The sequence below is a fragment of the Mesorhizobium sp. WSM4815 genome, from assembly GCF_055811575.1.
Genome location: NZ_JBVVQS010000097.1, coordinates 170048 through 186411 on the forward strand (window position 1 = coordinate 170048; position 16364 = coordinate 186411).

Consider the following 16364-nt stretch of genomic DNA (forward strand, 5'->3'; position numbering starts at 1 on the left):
TCCTCCCAGGCTTTCTGCATGACTATTCGGCAGCCGCGACATGGCGCCGGCTTATCCCGCGCATGAATTCGTCGAGCGCTGCCGCCTGCTCGCGGCTCAGTTGCAGGCCGCGCTTGGTCCTGCGCCACAATACATCTTCGGCCGTCATCGCCCATTCATTTTGAACGAGGTAGCGTACCTCGGCCTCGTAGAGATCGGCGCCAAAGTTGCGGCCAAGGTCGGCATTCGACCTGGCGAGGCCCAGCAGCATCCTTGCGCGAGTCCCGTAAAGCCGGGTCAGGCGGCGCGCCAGACGCGCATCGAGGAACGGATAGGCCGTTTTCAGTTTCGCCACTTCGGCGTCGAAGCCGCTCGCCGGGAAATCGCCGCCCGGCAGCGGCGCGTTTGCCGTCCACGGCTTGCCGCGCTTGCCGAGAAAACCCTCGATCTTCTCGAGCATCGATTCCGACAGCCGGCGATAGGTGGTGATCTTGCCGCCGAAGGTGTTGACGATCGGCGCCGTGCCTTCGCCGCCGTCGGTCTTCAGCACATAATCGCGGGTCGCTTCCTGCGCCTTCGAGGCGCCGTCGTCATAAAGCGGGCGCACGGCGGAATAGGTCCAGACGATGTCCGAACGCTTGACCGGTTGCGCGAAATATTCGCTCGCCGCAGCACAGAGGTAATCGATCTCGGCATCGCTGATCTTCACGTCGCGCGGGTCGCCGGAAAAGTCCTGGTCGGTGGTGCCGATCAGGGTGAACTCTTCCTCGTAGGGGATGGCAAAGATGATGCGGCCATCCTTGTTCTGAAAGAAATAGGCGCGCGGATCGTCGAATTTCTTGCTGATGACGATATGGCTGCCCTGTACCAACCGGACATTGTGCACGTCGTTCAACCCGACCGTAGCCGACAGCACGTGGTCGACCCATGGGCCGGCGGCGTTGACCAAAAGCCGCGCCTTGACCTCCTCGGTGTCGCCGGTCTGCGTGTTTTGCAGCCTGACCGTCCAGAACTCGCCTTCACGGCGTGCGTCGACGACTTTCGTGCGGGTTCGTATCGTTGCGCCGCGATCGGCGGCGTCGCGGGCGTTCAACGCCACCAGCCGCGCATCGTTGACCCAGCCGTCGGAATATTCGAAGGCCTTGCGAAACAACGGCTTCAGCGGCTTGCCGGCTGGGTCGTTTGCCATGTCCAGCGTCTTGGTCGCCGGCAGCAATTTGCGCCCGCCAATGTGGTCGTAGAGGAAAAGGCCGAGCCTGATCAGCCAGGCCGGGCGCAGGCCCTTGGCATAGGGCAGCACGAAACGCATCGGCCAGATGATGTGCGGCGCGTTCTTCCAGAGGATCTCGCGCTCCATCAGCGCCTCGCGCACCAGGCGGAACTCATAGAACTCCAGATAGCGCAAGCCGCCATGGATCAGTTTGGTCGAGCCCGAGGACGTGCCGCTGGCCAGATCGTTCATCTCGGCAAGAAACACCGAGAAGCCGCGCCCAACCGCATCGCGGGCAATGCCGCAGCCGTTGATACCGCCACCGATGACGAAGATGTCATGGATCGGGGATGCGCTCACAAAAAGTCCTCCCGGATTTCGCATTGCAGCATTTTTAGGTTTTTACGAAACCGTGTCGGGATTATTTCGAAATAGGAACGAATGTCAAACGAAATATAAACAGCGGGAGTTGCCGCAACGGCACCATCAACGGTCCCATCTAGGAGAGCGAGGTTTCGATCAGTTGAACCTCTGCTTCCTGGCAGATCTTGCGCACCGACGGGATGTCGCATCGGTCGGTGATGAAGGTGTTGACCTGCGACAGGTGGCCGATGCGAACCGGCGCCGTCCGCTCGAACTTGGTCTGGTCGGAAACGAGGATGACATGCCGGGCATTGGCGATGATCGCCTGCGCCACCTTCACCTCGCGAAAATCGAAATCGAGCAACGCACCGTCATGGTCGATCGCCGAGGCGCCGATCACCGCGTAGTCGACTTTGAACTGCCTGATGAAATCGACCGCCGCCTCGCCGACCACACCGCCGTCGGAACCACGCACGACGCCGCCGGCAATAACAACTTCGATGGAAGGATATATGCGCATCCTGTTGGCAACATTGATATTGTTGGTGATGACCATCAGGCCGGCATGATCGAGAAGCGCCTTGCTGACCGACTCCGTCGTGGTGCCGATATTGATGAACAGCGAGGCGTTGTCCGGGATCAGCCTGGCTGCGGCGCGGCCGATCGCCTCCTTCTCGTCGGCGGCGATCTTGCGCCTCGCCTCATATTCCATGTTCTCGATGCCGGACGGGAACAGCGCCCCGCCATGGATACGGGAAAGCAGGCGCTGGTCGCACAGATCGTTGAGGTCCTTGCGGATGGTCTGCGGCGTCACGTTGAAATGCGTTGCCAGATCCTCGACCAGCACGCGGCCATTGTCCTTGGCCATCTGGATGATCTCGGAATGACGCGGCGACAGATACATCGGTGACCTCCCGTTTTCGTTTTCCTTGTCTATAGCGAAAAACGAAAGCGGTGAAAAGGCATGGGGCGGCTAACGAAATTAGCATACGTCCAAAAACAAACCTCGACGCAACTTTGCCGACCAATTTTCAGGCCAGCCGGCGGGCGATTTCGGTGATGACCCCGAATGCGGTGTCGACATCCGCCGCCGTCGTCTCGAACTGACCGACCTGAAAGCGGATCGCGACCTGCCCGTCCACCCGTGTCTGCGTCAGGTAGATGCGGCCATCGTCGTTGATCGCGTTGACCAGCCGCAGGTTGTGTTCGTCCGAATCGGTGCCGGCCGCCAAATGCCGGAACGAGAACAGCGACAGCATCGGCTCCGAGACGATCTCGAAATCCGGTTCCCTGGCCAGCCGCTCGGCCAGCCGTTCGCTCCAGGCGACATGGTTGCGGATCATGGTCCGCAGATTTTCTAGCCCGTGGGCGCGCAGCAGGAACCAGAGTTTCAGTGCGCGAAAGCGCCGCCCGAGCGGCACCGACCATTCGGAATAGTTGATGATGCCGTCGCGCCCATGCGTCTCCAGGTAGTCCGGTTTGATGGCCAGCGTCCGCACCAGGTCTTCCGGCCGGCGGATGAACTGGATCGAGCAGTCGAACTGCGCGCCCAGCCATTTGTGCGGGTTGAAGACGATGGAATCCGCCTGCTCCACGCCCGCCCAGAAATGCCGGTATTCCGGACAGATCATCGCCGATCCGGCCCAGGCGGCATCGACATGCAGATAGAGGCCGTGCCGTTTCGCCACCGCGGCGACGCCGGTGATATCATCGGTGCCGCCGGTGCTGGTGCCGCCGACGCAGGCGATGATGCCGGCCGGCAGCATGCCCGCCTGCCGGTCGGCGACGACAGCCGCTTCGAGAGCCGCAACATCCACGGCGCGGAAGCGGCCGCCAACCGGAATGCGCACGAGATTGTCCTCGCCGACGCCCGACACCCAGATCGCCCGGTCGATGGAGGTGTGGACCTGGTCGGAAGAATAGACGCGCAATATCGGCTGGCCCTGCAGGCCCTTCTTGTTGCCCTGCCAGTCGAGCGCGCGCTCGCGCATGGTCAGCACGGCGGCGAGCGTCGCCGACGATGCCGAATCCTGCATGACGCCGGCAAACCCTTCCGGCAGGCCAAGCGCCTGACGCATCCAGTCGACGACGCGCGTCTCGAGTTCGGTCGCTGCCGGCGAAGTTTGCCAGAGCATGCATTGCGCGGCCATAACCGAGACCAGATATTCGGCCACCACCGAAACCGGTGCGGCATTGGCCGGAAAATAGGCGAAGAGGCGCGGATGCTGCCAATGCGTCATGCCGGGCAGGATTTTGCGCTCGAAGTCGGCGAAGATTGCCTGCATGGTTTCGCCATGTTCCGGCGGCGAGACGTCGATGCTTCTGGAGATTTCGCCCGGCTCGACGAGCGGCCGCACCGGCCTTTCGCGAAGTGTGCTCCTGTAGTCGGCACCCCATTCGGCCGCGCGCAGCGACCATTCCCGGAATTCGTTGCTATTCATCCTGCTCTCCGTCAGATCGAGCCCAGCGATCAAAGAGCACGAAAAACGGAGGCGTTCACTCGGGAAAGTCAGGCAGGCTCGCAAAAGCAGCCTTCAGTGCATTCGACCAGCCGTCCGAGATCGTCCGATAATATTGGTCGTCCTGGGCGATCCGCTTCTTCAGGCTGACCTTGAAGGCGTCCTTTTCGTAGAACAGCAGGTCGAGCGGCAGACCGACCGACAGGTTCGATTTCAGCGTCGAGTCGAACGACACCAGCAGCAGTTTCACCGTCTCGGCGAAACTCATCGCCTTCTCATAGGCGCGGATGATGATCGGCTTGCCATATTTGGTCTCGCCGATCTGGAAGAACGGCGTGTCGTCGGTCGATTCGATGAAATTGCCTTCCGGATAGATCATGAACAGCCGCGGCGCGCTGCCCTTGATCTGGCCGCCGAGGATGAAGGAGGCATTGAAGTAGGAATCCGCCTTTTCGCCCGCCGGCGACGAACTGGCGATGACTTCCTTGACGGTGTCGCCGACCAGCCGCACCGTCTGGTACATCGACGGCGTTTCAAGCAGCGTGGCGTGGCGATCGGCCACCGCCTTGGTGCGTTCGTCGAGCAGGCTGACGACAGCTTGCGTCGTCGCCAGATTGCCGGCCGACATCAGCACAATGACGCGCTCGCCCGGCTGCTCCCAGACATGCATCTTCTTGAAGGTAGAGATCGAATCCATGCCGGCATTGGTGCGCGTGTCCGACATGAACACGAGCCCGCGATCGATCTTCAAGCCGACGCAATAGGTCATCGAATCCCTTTGGCAGCAAAACTTGCCGGGGATTACTGCTCCACGGTGACGGTGACCGCAAGCTGTTCTTCCGCTTGTCCCAGCCGAATTCCCGATACGGGCGTGGCATCGCGGTAATCACGGCCGGTTGCCACCTTCACATAGCGTTCGTCGGGCGAAATGCCGTTGGCGACGTCGAACGCGACCCAGCCAAGGCCCGCAACATGCGCTTCGGCCCAGGCATGGCTCGCCGCCTGCTCGACCGCCGCATGCATCATCAAATAGCCGCTGACGTAGCGGGCCGGAAACCCCATGGCCCGCGCGGCGGCGGCAAAGATGTGGCTGTGGTCCTGGCAGACGCCGGTCCTGAGCGCCAGCGCGTCCTCGGCCGGGGTCGCCGCGTTGGTGGTGCCCATCGTATAGGCGACGCGCTCGCCGATCACCGCCATCAGCCGGTGCAACCTTTCGATATCGGCCCCCTCGCCGACCGAGGCCGCGAGTTCGCGAATGCCGCCGCCGATCGTGGTCAACGGTGTTTCATGGCCAAACAACCACAGCGGCGCGAAACCCTGATGTGGCCCGGAGACGCCTGATGTGTCGCGTGTCACCACCTCGCCTGATGCCTCGACGGTGATGAAATCGCGCTCACCTTCGACGCTCAAAAGCCGCGTGTCGTTGCCGAAATGGTCGGTGAACCGCACTTCTTCGCGCGCCCCTTCGATCTTCAGCGCCCAGGATAAGACGGTCTGTGTCGGTCCGCTGACTGGTAGCAGCCGCAGCCGCTGCAACAGATAGTGCACCGGCGCATCGTAGCGGTATTCGGTCCGGTGGGTGATCTTCAGCCGCATTGCTCTCGTCCCCTGAGCATGATCTTTTCCGGAAACCGGCTTCCACTTTCCGGGATCATGCACGTCCCCCGAGCATGATCTTTCCCGGAAACCGGCTTCCACTTTCCGGGATCATGCTCAATTAAACCTGTAATCCTGCGCGATCTCGTCGCCGAGCCTGATGTTGTCGAGGATGAAATTGGCCAGGAATTCATGCAGGCCGGCGTCGAATATGTCCTTGATCGAGCCGGCGGCCAGCATCGCCTGGGTTTTGCCGGCTGTCACATGACAGGCATGGCGCTCACCATAATCGTCGCCCAGGAATCTGAGATGCTCCGTCAGGAAACGGTAGCAGAAGGTCAGCGAGCGCGGCATGCGAACGTTGAGGATCAGATAGTCGGCGATGTTGCTCGGCTTGTAGTCGGCCTCGTAGACCCAGCGATAGGAGCGATGCGCCGACACCGAACGCAGGATCGATTCCCACTGGTAGTTGTCGAGCGTGGAGCCGACCCACGAGATCGACGGCAACAGCACGTAGTATTTCACGTCCAGGATGCGAGCCGTATTGTCGGCGCGTTCGACATAGGTGCCGAGTTGCGAGAAATCGAAGATCTCGTTGCGCAGCATGGTACCGTAGAACGAGCCGCGGATCAGCGCCGTTTCGCGCTTGATCGCGTCGAGCACGCTGGGCAGGTCGCGCTCGTCGATCGGCTTGGCCAGCATGCGCTTCAGCGACATCCAGGCTTCGTTGATGCTTTCCCAGGTCTCGCGCGTCAATGCGGTGCGCACCATGCGGGCATTGTTACGGGCCGTTTCGATCGACGTCATCGTGCTCGACGGGTTGGATGTGTCGCGCAGCAGGAAATCGGCAACGTTGGCGGCGGTATAGTCGGAATATTTCTGCGTGAAGGCAGCGTCCGAACCGGCACTGAGCAGCACCGAATTCCACTCTTCGGAAGCGTTCTGGGTTCGGGTCAGCGCCATGCGCAGCCCGGCATCGACCAGCCGCGCCATGTTTTCCGCCCGCTCGATGTAGCGGTTCATCCAGTAGAGCCCGTTGGCGGTGCGGCCGAGAAGCATTCTACGCGGTCCTTCGGACGGTGAGTGGTGAATGGTGAATGGTGAATGGCCAAATTTTTCCAGGGCACGACGCCGCGTGCTTCATTTCAGGGCATTTCACCAACATCAACGACATGTCATCCTTATTTATTCATTATTCACTATTCACTATTCACTATTCACTATTCACTATTCACTATTCACTATTCGCTATTCCCTATTCCCTATTCACTATTACTATTCCCACTCTAATCATCCAGCACCCACGTATCCTTCGTCCCGCCGCCCTGGGACGAATTGACCACCAGCGAGCCTTCCTTCAGCGCCACACGCGTCAGCCCGCCCGGCACGATCTGGATGCGGTCGGATACCAGCACGTAGGGCCTGAGATCGACATGGCGCGGCGCCAGTCCCTTGTCGGTCAGGATCGGGCAGGTCGACAGCGCCAGCGTCGGCTGGGCGATGTAGTTCGACGGTCTTGCCGCGAGTTTCTTGGAAAAATCCTCGCATTCCTTCTTGGTCGCCGCCGGTCCGACCAGCATGCCGTAGCCGCCGGAGCCATGCACCTCCTTGACCACCAGCTCGTCGATATGTTCGAGCACGTATTTCAGGCTGTCCGGCTCCGAGCAGCGCCAGGTCGGGATGTTGCCGAGGATCGCTTTGCGGCCGGTGTAGAATTCAACGATCTCGGGCATGTAGGAATAGATCGCCTTGTCGTCGGCGATGCCGGTTCCCGGTGCATTGGCGATGGTGATGTTGCCGGCACGGTAGACATCCATGATGCCCGGCACACCCAGTGCCGAGTCCGGGCGGAAGGTCAGCGGATCGAGAAAAGAATCGTCCACCCTTCGATAAAGCACGTCGATCTGCTTGTAGCCTTCGGTCGTGCGCATCGCGACGTGGCCATCGACGACGCGCAGATCCTGCCCCTCGACAAGCTGCACGCCCATCTGGTCGGCAAGGAAGGCATGTTCGAAATAGGCGGAGTTGAAGCTGCCCGGCGTCAGCACAGCAATGGTCGGCGCGCCCTTGGTGCCTTGCGGCCGCACTGCCGCCAGCGACTGGCGCAAGAGCTGCGGATAGTTTTCCACCGGCCGCACCTTGATCTGCTGGAACAACTCGGGAAAGAGCTGCATCATCGTCTCGCGGTTCTCCAGCATGTAGGAGACGCCGGACGGCGTGCGCGCATTGTCCTCCAGCACGTAGAATTCGTTCTCGCTGATGCGAACGATATCGACGCCGATGATATGGGTGTAGACGCCGGCTGGCGGCCTCACTCCGATCATCTCCGGCAGGAATGCCTCGTTCTTGGCGATCAATTCCTTGGGGACGCGCCCGGCGCGCAAAATCTCCTGGCGGTGGTAGATATCGTCGAGAAAGGCGTTCAGCGCCTGGACGCGCTGCTCGATGCCTTGCGTCAGCCGTCGCCATTCATTGCCGGAAATGATGCGCGGAACGATGTCGAAGGGGATAAGGCGCTCGGAGGCTTCCTGCTCGCCATAGACGGCAAAGGTGATGCCGGTCTTGCGAAAGACGCGTTCGGCGTCCTGCATCTTTTCGGTAAGCCTGGCCGGATCCTGCTCCTTCAGCCAGCGATCGTAAGCCGAATACGGTTTTCTCAATCCGGAGATTTCCGGAAGCATTTCGTCGAACGCTGCCAATCGCTTACTCCCTGTGAGGCCATTTCACTGGCGTCACCGGAGAAAATCAAGCGCAATCGGTGATTTGGAGGATGTTGGCGATCAGTATGTCGCGACCTGCCTAAAATTAGGGCAGCGCCGATATGACTGGGTCAGGCTTTGCCTTGTGCCCGGGCAGGTGGCAGGCGCCGCTCAGAACGCGCGGAAGGTGACGACCGTGAACGTATCCTTGATGCCGGGAAGACTCTGCACCTTCTCGTTGACGAAGTGGCCGATGTCTTCATCGTCGTCGACATAGAATTTGGCGAGCAGATCGTAGTCGCCGGCTGTCGAGTAGATTTCCGAGGCGATCTCGGCATCGGCCAATGCGCCGGCAACGTCATAGGACTTGCCCAGATCGCACTTTATCTGCACGAAAAATGCCTTCATTGCCCGATCCTGCTCAGCTTGCCCGCTTAGGCCGCCCTTGTGGCAGACTGCCGCCCGGCTTTCAAGCATCAGGACAGCGCTCAGGCAGAAACCGACCTGGGGGGAAGCCTTAGTGCAGCCAAACGGCGGATGTACGCGGGCGCCGAAACCGTGCAATCTCTGCTGAGCACCTGAGGGCTCGATCACATCGCCTGGATATCGCCCCTGGCCCAGCCCTCGGAAATCTCTGCCGCCCGCGCCTCAAAGACGCCGGCTTCGATGGCGGCACGAATGTCCTGCATCAGCTTTTGATAATAGGAAAGATTGTTCCAGGTCAGCAGCATCGCTCCCAGCGCCTCTTGCGAGCGGACCAGATGGTGCAGGTAGGCGCGTGAATAATCTCTGGCGGCCGGGCAGTCGCTCTCCTCGTCCAGCGGCCGCGGATCGTCCGCATGGCGGGCGTTGCGCAGATTGACCTTGCCGCGCCTTGTATAGGCGAGGCCATGACGGCCGGCGCGTGTCGGCATCACGCAATCGAACATGTCGATGCCGCGCGCCACCGATTTCAAAATGTCGTCGGGCGTGCCGACACCCATCAGATAGCGCGGCCTGTCCGCCGGCAGCTCCGGGCAGGTGATGTCGAGCATTTCGAGCATCACCGCTTGCGGCTCGCCGACCGCCAGCCCGCCAATCGCGTAGCCCTTGAGGTCCATCGCTTTCAGCGTCTGCGCCGAGCGCAGCCGCAGGGCCGGTATGTCGCCGCCCTGGACGATGCCGAACATCGCCTTGCCCGGCTGGTCGCCGAACGCCGTCCTGCAACGCTCGGCCCAGCGCAGCGACAGCTCCATCGCCCGCTCGATCTCCTTCTCCATGGCCGGCAGCGCGGTGCATTCGTCGAGCTGCATCTGGATGTCGGCGCCGAGCAGTCCCTGGATTTCGATCGAGCGCTCGGGCGACATCTCATAGGCGGCGCCGTCGATATGGGAGCGGAAGGTGACGCCCTTTTCGGTCAGTTTCCTCAACTTCGACAGCGACATCACCTGGAAGCCGCCGCTGTCGGTCAGGATCGGGTGCGGCCAGCGGGCGAATTCATGCAGACCGCCAAGCCGCGCCACACGCTCGGCGCCCGGCCGCAGCATCAGATGATAGGTGTTGCCAAGGATAATGTCCGAGCCGACGCCGCGCACCTGATCCATATACATGGTCTTGACCGTGCCGCCGGTGCCGACCGGCATGAAGGCCGGCGTGCGGATTTCTCCGCGCGGCATGGTGATGGAGCCGCGCCGCGCTTTGCCGTCGGTCGCCAGCACCTTGAAGGTGAACGCTTTAGTCATTGAATTCCTTGTTCTATACCGGGCGCGCGTCCATCGTTCTCCTGCTTGAGCAGCAGACTTGCATCTCCGTAGGAGTAGAACCTGTAGCGGTTCTCGATGGCATGCGCATAGGCCGCACGCATCGTTTCCAGACCGCAAAACGCCGAAACCAGCATGAACAGCGTCGAGCGCGGCAGATGGAAATTGGTCATCAGCATGTCGGCGGCCTTGAAGCGATAGCCGGGCGTGATGAAGATATCGGTCGGACCCGACCATCCAGCCAGCATGCCGTCCTTCCGCGCGGCGCTCTCCAGCAGGCGCAGCGATGTCGTGCCGACGGCGATGATGCGCCCGCCACGCGCCTTTGCCGCGTTCAGCGCCCTGGCGGTTTCCGGACTGACCGAACCGATCTCGGCATGCATCTTGTGATCGGCGGTGTCGTCGACTTTCACCGGCAGGAACGTGCCGGCGCCGACATGCAGGGTGACGAAGCGCCGTTCGATGCCCTTGGCATCGAGGGCGGCGAAAAGCTCGGGCGTGAAATGCAGGCCGGCAGTGGGGGCCGCCACAGCCCCCTCCTCCCTGGCATATATGGTCTGGTAGTCGCTGCGGTCGCGTTCGTCGTCGTCGCGCTTCGAAGCGATATAAGGCGGCAGCGGAATGTGGCCGACGGCGTGCAGCGCCTCGTCGAGAAACGGGCCTGAGAGGTCAAAACCGAGCAAAGCCTCGCTGGCCTCGCCCTTCTCGATAACCGTGGCATCGAGCTGGCCGAGAAAGCAGGAACTGGCGTCATGGCCGAAATGGATGCGGTCACCGGCGGCGATGCGCTTGCCCGGCCGCATGAAAGCCAGCCAGCGGTCCGGCGCCACCCGCATGTGCAGCGTGGCTTCGATTTGCGCCGCCGCTTCGCCGCGCCGCCTGATGCCCTTCAACTGTGCCGGAATGACCTTGGTGTCGTTGAAGACCAGCACGTCACCGGTCTCGATCAGCGACGGCAGCTCGCGCACCGTCCGGTCTTCGAGACCTTCACCCGGCCTGACAACCAGCATTTTGGCGCTGTCGCGCGGTTCTGCCGGTCGAAGCGCGATTCGCTCCTCCGGCAGATCGAAGTCGAAAAGATCGACGCGCAAGAAAATCCCGCCTCAAAATCCCGGGCAGGTCACCGCCCGGGCGCCAGCGATCGACCCCGTCGCCAGCGCCGGAGCGGCCGCCGCGGCAAGCATCAGTGTGATAGCCGCGACAGCCGAGGAGGTCATTTCACGTCGGCCGCGACCTTCAGCGACACGATCTTGTCGGGATCCGGCACCGGCTCGCCGCGCTTGATCTTGTCGACATTGTCCATGCCTTCGATGACCTGGCCCCAGACCGTGTATTGGCGGTTGAGGAAGGCGGCATCGTCGAAGCAGATGAAGAATTGCGAGTTGGCCGAGTTCGGGTTCTGCGAGCGCGCCATCGAGCAGGTGCCGCGGCCATGGTTGGCGTTGGAGAACTCCGCCTTCAGGTCGGGCTTGTCGGAGCCGCCGGTGCCGGCGCGCGCCGGTGCGAAAGAGGGCTTGCTGGAATTGCCGAATTTCACGTCGCCGGTCTGCGCCATGAAACCGTCGATGACGCGGTGGAACACCACGCCGTCATAAGCGCCTTCGCGCGCCAGTTCCTTGATGCGGCCGACATGGCCAGGCGCCAGATCGGGAAACAGTTCGATGACGACCTTGCCCTTGGTCGTTTCCATGATGAGCGCATTCTCGCGGTCCTTGATCTCGGCCATGTCAGAAATATCCTTTTGAAATAAATGGGTTTACTTGCCGTCGGCGGCGATGCGCACCTTGATCATGCGATCCGGATCGGTGACGACCCCGTTCTGCGCCGCGTCGCCTTTCTTGATCTTGTCCACCAACTCCATGCCGTTCTCGACATTGCCGACGATGGTGTACTGGCCATCGAGCGGCGGCGCCGGCGCGAACATGATGAAGAACTGCGAATTGGCGGAATCCGGGTCCTGCGAGCGGGCCATCCCGACCACGCCGCGCTGATAGCGCTCGGTCTTCGAGAATTCGGCCGGAAGGTCGGGAAGATCGGAACCGCCGGTGCCGACAGCGTCGGCGCTGAAGCCGTTCTTCATGTTGCCGAACTTCACGTCGCCGGTCTGCGCCATGAAGCCGTCGATGACACGGTGGAAAGCGACGTTGTCATAAGCGCCCTGGCGCACCAGCTTCTTGATCTGCTCGACATGCTTCGGCGCGAGATCGGGCCTGAGCGCGATGGTCACGTCGCCGTCCTTAAGCGTGATGATCATCGTGTTTTCCGGATCGGCGGCGAACGCCGAAACGGAGGCGGTCACAAGACCGAAAAGAACGACAAAACAGGTGGCGAGCCTTTTGAGCTGCATGGATCTTTCTCCGAAAACCTTTGTTTCACGCATGTCGTTGCCCCAAACCGGGTTCCACGTTTGGGCGACATGCATTATTTCGCAAATTTGGCGGTGAGTGCGCCAGCCACGGCCGCCGGCACGAAGGCGCGAATGTCGCCGCCCATCGCGGCTATCTGACGGACAAGTGTGGCGGTAATGGTTCGCACCGAAGGGCTGGCGGGCAGAAAAACCGTCTGCAGTTCCGGCGCCATGGTCTCGTTCATACCGGCCATCTGCATCTCGTAGTCGAGATCGGTGCCGTCGCGCAGGCCACGGATCATGATCGAGGCGCCCTGCTTCCTGGCAGCGTCGATGACCAGCCCGTCGAAAGCGACGACCTTGATGCGCGCGCCGTCGCGGCCGAATTCGGCCTTCGTCGCAGCTTCGATGAGGCCGACCCGCTCCTCGAACGAGAACAGCGGTTTCTTGCCGGGATGAATGCCGATCGCTGCATAGACGGTGTCCGCCACAGCCAGCGACGCCTTCAGCACGTCGAGATGGCCGTTGGTCGGCGGGTCGAAGGAGCCGGCATAAAGGGCGATGCGTTCGGTCATGGCTGGTGCTTCTAGCGAGCCTCTCTCGCAAAGGCAAATCCGATCGGCGAGCCGCCAATGCATGTCGCCGCAAAAGCCTGCCCTTGGGCCTGACACAGGGCCTGACCCGAGGGTGCGCAGCGGTTTGGAACAACGGCATCCACCCGAACGGGGCTTCAAAGCGCATCGCCTGAGCCACGGTAATCGCGATGCGCTTTGAGTGAACCTTTTGGCCGAGATGAACGACCAATGAATGGGTGCCGATCACGAAGGCTTCACGCAGCGTTCATTAGATTGCAGCTTCAGAAGATGAAACCAAAACCCCATTTGATCGTTGCTAGGTGCAGGAGAACACGCACATGCTGATCTACATGCTCGCCACCGCAATGACCATCGCCATGCTGATCGCCACCGTATTCGGGCTGCATCAGGAAGCAGAGCGCGTCCGCGCCAAGTCCAATGCCAAGCGATTCGGAGGCTTCGGTATCCGCAAGCCTTCACGCCACTTCTAGACCGGCCGCTATCGGTTGACGGCGCCGGTCCATCGGGCCGGCATTGCTCATCAAGACCTAGTCGGCGTTATTGTCCGGGCCAGCGCCTTCAGTACCGGTATCCAGAGTTGCGTCGCCCTCGACACTCTCTTCTGCTTCCTCGTCCGATTGCGGTTCCGTTATCCGCTCCACCGAAACGACCTTCTCGCCGTCGGCCGTGTTGAAGATGGTTACGCCCTTGGTGGCGCGGCTGGCGAAGCGAATGCCGTTGACCGGCACGCGGATTACGGTGCCGCCATCCGAGACTAGCATGATCTGGTCGTCATTGCCGACCGGGAAAGTCGCCACCAGGCGGCCGATCTCAGCCACTTTCGACACATCGGTGGCGCGGATGCCCTTGCCGCCGCGCCCTATCTGGCGGAAATCATAGGAAGACGAGCGCTTGCCGTAGCCATATTCCGTCACCGTCAGCACGAACTGCTCGTGTGCCTTGAGGAATTCGTAGCGCTCGTCGGAAAGCTCCGTCTCCTCGCCGACCTCCTCATTGGTGAGCTGGAAGTCTTCGTCCTCGCCCGCCGCAATGCCGGCGGCGAGCCGCCGTTCGGCCGCCACCCGCTTGAGATAAGCGGCGCGCTCGGCCGGCGACGCATCGACATGTTCGATCACCGCCATCGAGATCACCCGGTCGCTGGCAGCCATGGCGATGCCGCGCACGCCGACCGAGTTGCGGCTCTGGAAAACGCGCACGTCGCTGACCGAGAAGCGTATGCACTGGCCGGAGCTTGCGGTCAAAAGCACGTCGTCATTGTCGGTGCAGGTCTCGACGCCGAGTATCTCGTCGCCCTCCTCTTCCAGCTTCATGGCGATCTTGCCGTTGCGGTTGACCTGGACGAAATCCGACAGCTTGTTGCGGCGCACCGTGCCGCGCGTCGTGGCGAACATCACGTCGAGCTCGCCCCAGCTGGTCTCGTCCTCGGGCAGCGGCATGATGGTGGTGATGCGTTCACCCTGCTCCAGCGGCAGCATGTTGATCAGCGCCTTGCCGCGCGACTGCGGGTTGCCGATCGGCAGGCGCCACACCTTTTCCTTGTAGACGATGCCGCGCGAGGAGAAGAACAGCACCGGCGTGTGCGTATTGGCGACGAACAGCCGGGTGACGAAATCCTCTTCCTTGGTCGACATGCCGGAGCGGCCCTTCCCGCCGCGGCGCTGCGCCCGATAGAGCGACAACGGCACACGCTTGATATAGCCGGAATGGCTGACCGTCACGACCATGTCCTCGCGCTGGATCAGGTCCTCGTCTTCCATATCCGCCCCGCCCTCGGACAGCTCGGTGCGGCGCGGCGTGCCGAACTCGTCGCGCACGGCGGCAAGCTCGTCCTTGACGATCTGCTGGATGCGCGCGCGGGACGACAAAATGTCAAGATAATCAACAATTTCCGCGCCGATCGTGTTCAACTCGTCGGCGATCTCGTCGCGGCCGAGCGCAGTCAGCCGCTGCAGGCGCAGTTCGAGGATGGCGCGCGCCTGTTCCTCGGACAGATTGTAGGTGCCGTCCTCGTTGATGCGGTGGCGCGGATCGTCGATCAGCAGGATCAGCGATTCGACGTCGCCCGAGGGCCAGCGCCGCTCCATCAACTGCTCGCGCGCCGTCTGCGGATCCGGCGCGCTGCGGATCAGCTTTATCACCTCGTCGATGTTGGCGACGGCTATGGCAAGGCCGACCAACACATGGGCACGGTCGCGCGCCTTGCGCAGCAGGAATTTCGTGCGCCGGCTGATCACGTCCTCGCGGAAGGCGACGAACGCCTTCAGCATGTCGGTCAGCGTCAGCAATTCCGGCTTGCCGCCGTTCAGCGCCACCATATTGGCGCCGAACGACGTCTGCAGCGGCGTGAAACGGTAGAGCTGGTTGAGGATGACGTCGGCGACGGCGTCGCGCTTCAGTTCGATGACGACGCGGTAGCCCTGGCGGTCGCTCTCGTCGCGGATATCGGAAATGCCCTCGATGCGCTTGTCGCGCACCAGCTCGGCCATCTTCTCGATCATCGACGACTTGTTCACCTGGTAGGGAACTTCGGTGATGACGATCGATTCACGGTCGTTGCCGCGCGCCTCGACGTTGACGCGGCCGCGCATGACGATGGAGCCGCGGCCGGTCGAATAGGCGCTGTAGATGCCGGAACGGCCGAGCACGATGCCGCCGGTCGGGAAATCCGGCCCTGGAATGATCTCCATCAGCGCCGGCAGATCGATTGCCGGATTGTCGATGAGGGCAATGGCGCCGTTGCAGACCTCGCCCAGATTGTGCGGCGGAATGTTGGTGGCCATGCCGACGGCGATGCCGCCGGAGCCGTTGACCAACAGGTTCGGAAAGCGCGCCGGCAGGACTTTCGGTTCGCTGCCGGACGCATCATAAGTGTCCTGGAAATCGACGGTGTCCTTGTCGATGTCTTCCAGCAACTCATGCGCGACCTTGGTCAGCCGCGATTCGGTGTAACGCATCGCCGCCGGCGGATCGCCGTCGATCGAGCCGAAATTGCCCTGCCCGTCGATCAGCGGCACGCGCAGCGACCAGTCCTGCGCCATCCGCACCAAGGCGTCGTAGATCGAGGCGTCGCCATGCGGATGGTATTTACCCATCACATCGGCGACCGGGCGGGCCGACTTCACATATTTGCGGTTCCAGTGATAGCCGCTCTCATGGGCAGCGTAGAGAATGCGGCGATGCACCGGCTTCAACCCGTCGCGCACGTCGGGCAGCGCACGGCTGACGATCACGCTCATCGCGTAATCGAGATAGGAGCGCTGCATCTCCTCGATGATGGAAATCGGCTCGATGCCGGTGGGCCCGCCGTCGGCGCCGCGCGGTGTCTTCTGGTCGGTCAAATCAGGTCACAATCAAATCGGGAATCACTCGGTGCTTA

At 61.9% G+C, this 16364-nt stretch carries 15 protein-coding genes; 1 reads left to right on the top strand and 14 read right to left on the bottom strand.

Going from position 1 to position 16364, the window contains the following annotated elements; genetic code table 11:
- Positions 1–22 precede the first annotated feature (22 nt).
- From glpD to coaD, 13 genes are all read right to left on the bottom strand, one after another.
- Complete coding sequence (glpD, locus tag AC0L2B_RS20480; RefSeq protein ID WP_473520476.1) at positions 23–1549, bottom strand: glycerol-3-phosphate dehydrogenase; 1527 nt, start codon at positions 1547–1549, stop codon at positions 23–25.
- A gap of 139 nt (positions 1550–1688) precedes the next feature.
- Positions 1689–2456, bottom strand: coding sequence for a DeoR/GlpR family DNA-binding transcription regulator (locus AC0L2B_RS20485; RefSeq protein WP_128172387.1), 768 nt, complete (start codon positions 2454–2456; stop codon positions 1689–1691).
- 127 nt (positions 2457–2583) lie between these two features.
- A complete protein-coding gene (locus tag AC0L2B_RS20490) occupies positions 2584–3993 on the bottom strand; it encodes a pyridoxal phosphate-dependent decarboxylase family protein (RefSeq protein WP_473746615.1) in 1410 nt (469 codons plus the stop codon).
- Between the two features lie 55 nt (positions 3994–4048).
- A complete protein-coding gene (locus tag AC0L2B_RS20495) occupies positions 4049–4780 on the bottom strand; it encodes a proteasome-type protease (RefSeq protein ID WP_128172385.1) in 732 nt (243 codons plus the stop codon).
- 32 nt (positions 4781–4812) lie between these two features.
- The gene (locus AC0L2B_RS20500) at positions 4813–5607 is read right to left on the bottom strand and encodes a transglutaminase family protein (RefSeq protein WP_473746616.1); all 795 of its coding nucleotides are present in this window, start codon (positions 5605–5607) and stop codon (positions 4813–4815) included.
- Between the two features lie 117 nt (positions 5608–5724).
- Positions 5725–6666, bottom strand: coding sequence for an alpha-E domain-containing protein (locus tag AC0L2B_RS20505; RefSeq protein WP_473746617.1), 942 nt, complete (start codon positions 6664–6666; stop codon positions 5725–5727).
- Positions 6667–6893: 227 nt separating this feature from the next.
- On the bottom strand, positions 6894–8306 hold the full coding sequence (locus AC0L2B_RS20510) for a circularly permuted type 2 ATP-grasp protein (RefSeq protein WP_287222125.1): 1413 nt from the start codon (positions 8304–8306) through the stop codon (positions 6894–6896).
- 171 nt (positions 8307–8477) lie between these two features.
- Positions 8478–8714, bottom strand: a complete 237-nt coding sequence (locus tag AC0L2B_RS20515) for an Lrp/AsnC ligand binding domain-containing protein (protein WP_023801175.1) — start codon at positions 8712–8714, stop codon at positions 8478–8480.
- Between the two features lie 182 nt (positions 8715–8896).
- Positions 8897–10027, bottom strand: coding sequence for a tRNA guanosine(34) transglycosylase Tgt (tgt, locus tag AC0L2B_RS20520; protein WP_473746618.1), 1131 nt, complete (start codon positions 10025–10027; stop codon positions 8897–8899).
- Positions 10024–11136: a tRNA preQ1(34) S-adenosylmethionine ribosyltransferase-isomerase QueA gene (queA, locus tag AC0L2B_RS20525; protein ID WP_473746619.1), complete on the bottom strand. Its 1113-nt coding sequence runs from the start codon at positions 11134–11136 to the stop codon at positions 10024–10026. Before queA ends, tgt begins: the two co-directional genes overlap by 4 nt.
- Before the next feature lie 122 nt (positions 11137–11258).
- Positions 11259–11771 carry a peptidylprolyl isomerase gene (locus tag AC0L2B_RS20530; RefSeq protein ID WP_091593716.1) on the bottom strand — a complete coding sequence of 171 codons (513 nt, stop codon included), beginning with the start codon at positions 11769–11771 and terminating at the stop codon, positions 11259–11261.
- A gap of 30 nt (positions 11772–11801) precedes the next feature.
- A complete protein-coding gene (locus AC0L2B_RS20535) occupies positions 11802–12392 on the bottom strand; it encodes a peptidylprolyl isomerase (protein ID WP_473746620.1) in 591 nt (196 codons plus the stop codon).
- Positions 12393–12466: 74 nt separating this feature from the next.
- Entirely contained in the window at positions 12467–12967 is a 501-nt protein-coding gene (gene coaD, locus AC0L2B_RS20540; protein WP_473746621.1) for a pantetheine-phosphate adenylyltransferase, read from the bottom strand.
- 338 nt (positions 12968–13305) lie between these two features.
- Between coaD and AC0L2B_RS20545 the strand changes: the two genes are divergently transcribed.
- The gene (locus AC0L2B_RS20545; protein ID WP_084646649.1) at positions 13306–13458 is read left to right on the top strand and encodes a hypothetical protein; all 153 of its coding nucleotides are present in this window, start codon (positions 13306–13308) and stop codon (positions 13456–13458) included.
- Positions 13459–13515: 57 nt separating this feature from the next.
- Here AC0L2B_RS20545 and gyrA read toward each other — a convergent pair whose 3' ends face one another.
- Positions 13516–16326 (bottom strand): DNA gyrase subunit A, encoded by a 2811-nt coding sequence (gyrA, locus tag AC0L2B_RS20550; RefSeq protein ID WP_473746622.1) that lies wholly within the window; start codon positions 16324–16326, stop codon positions 13516–13518.
- Between the last annotated feature and the right edge of the window lie 38 nt (positions 16327–16364).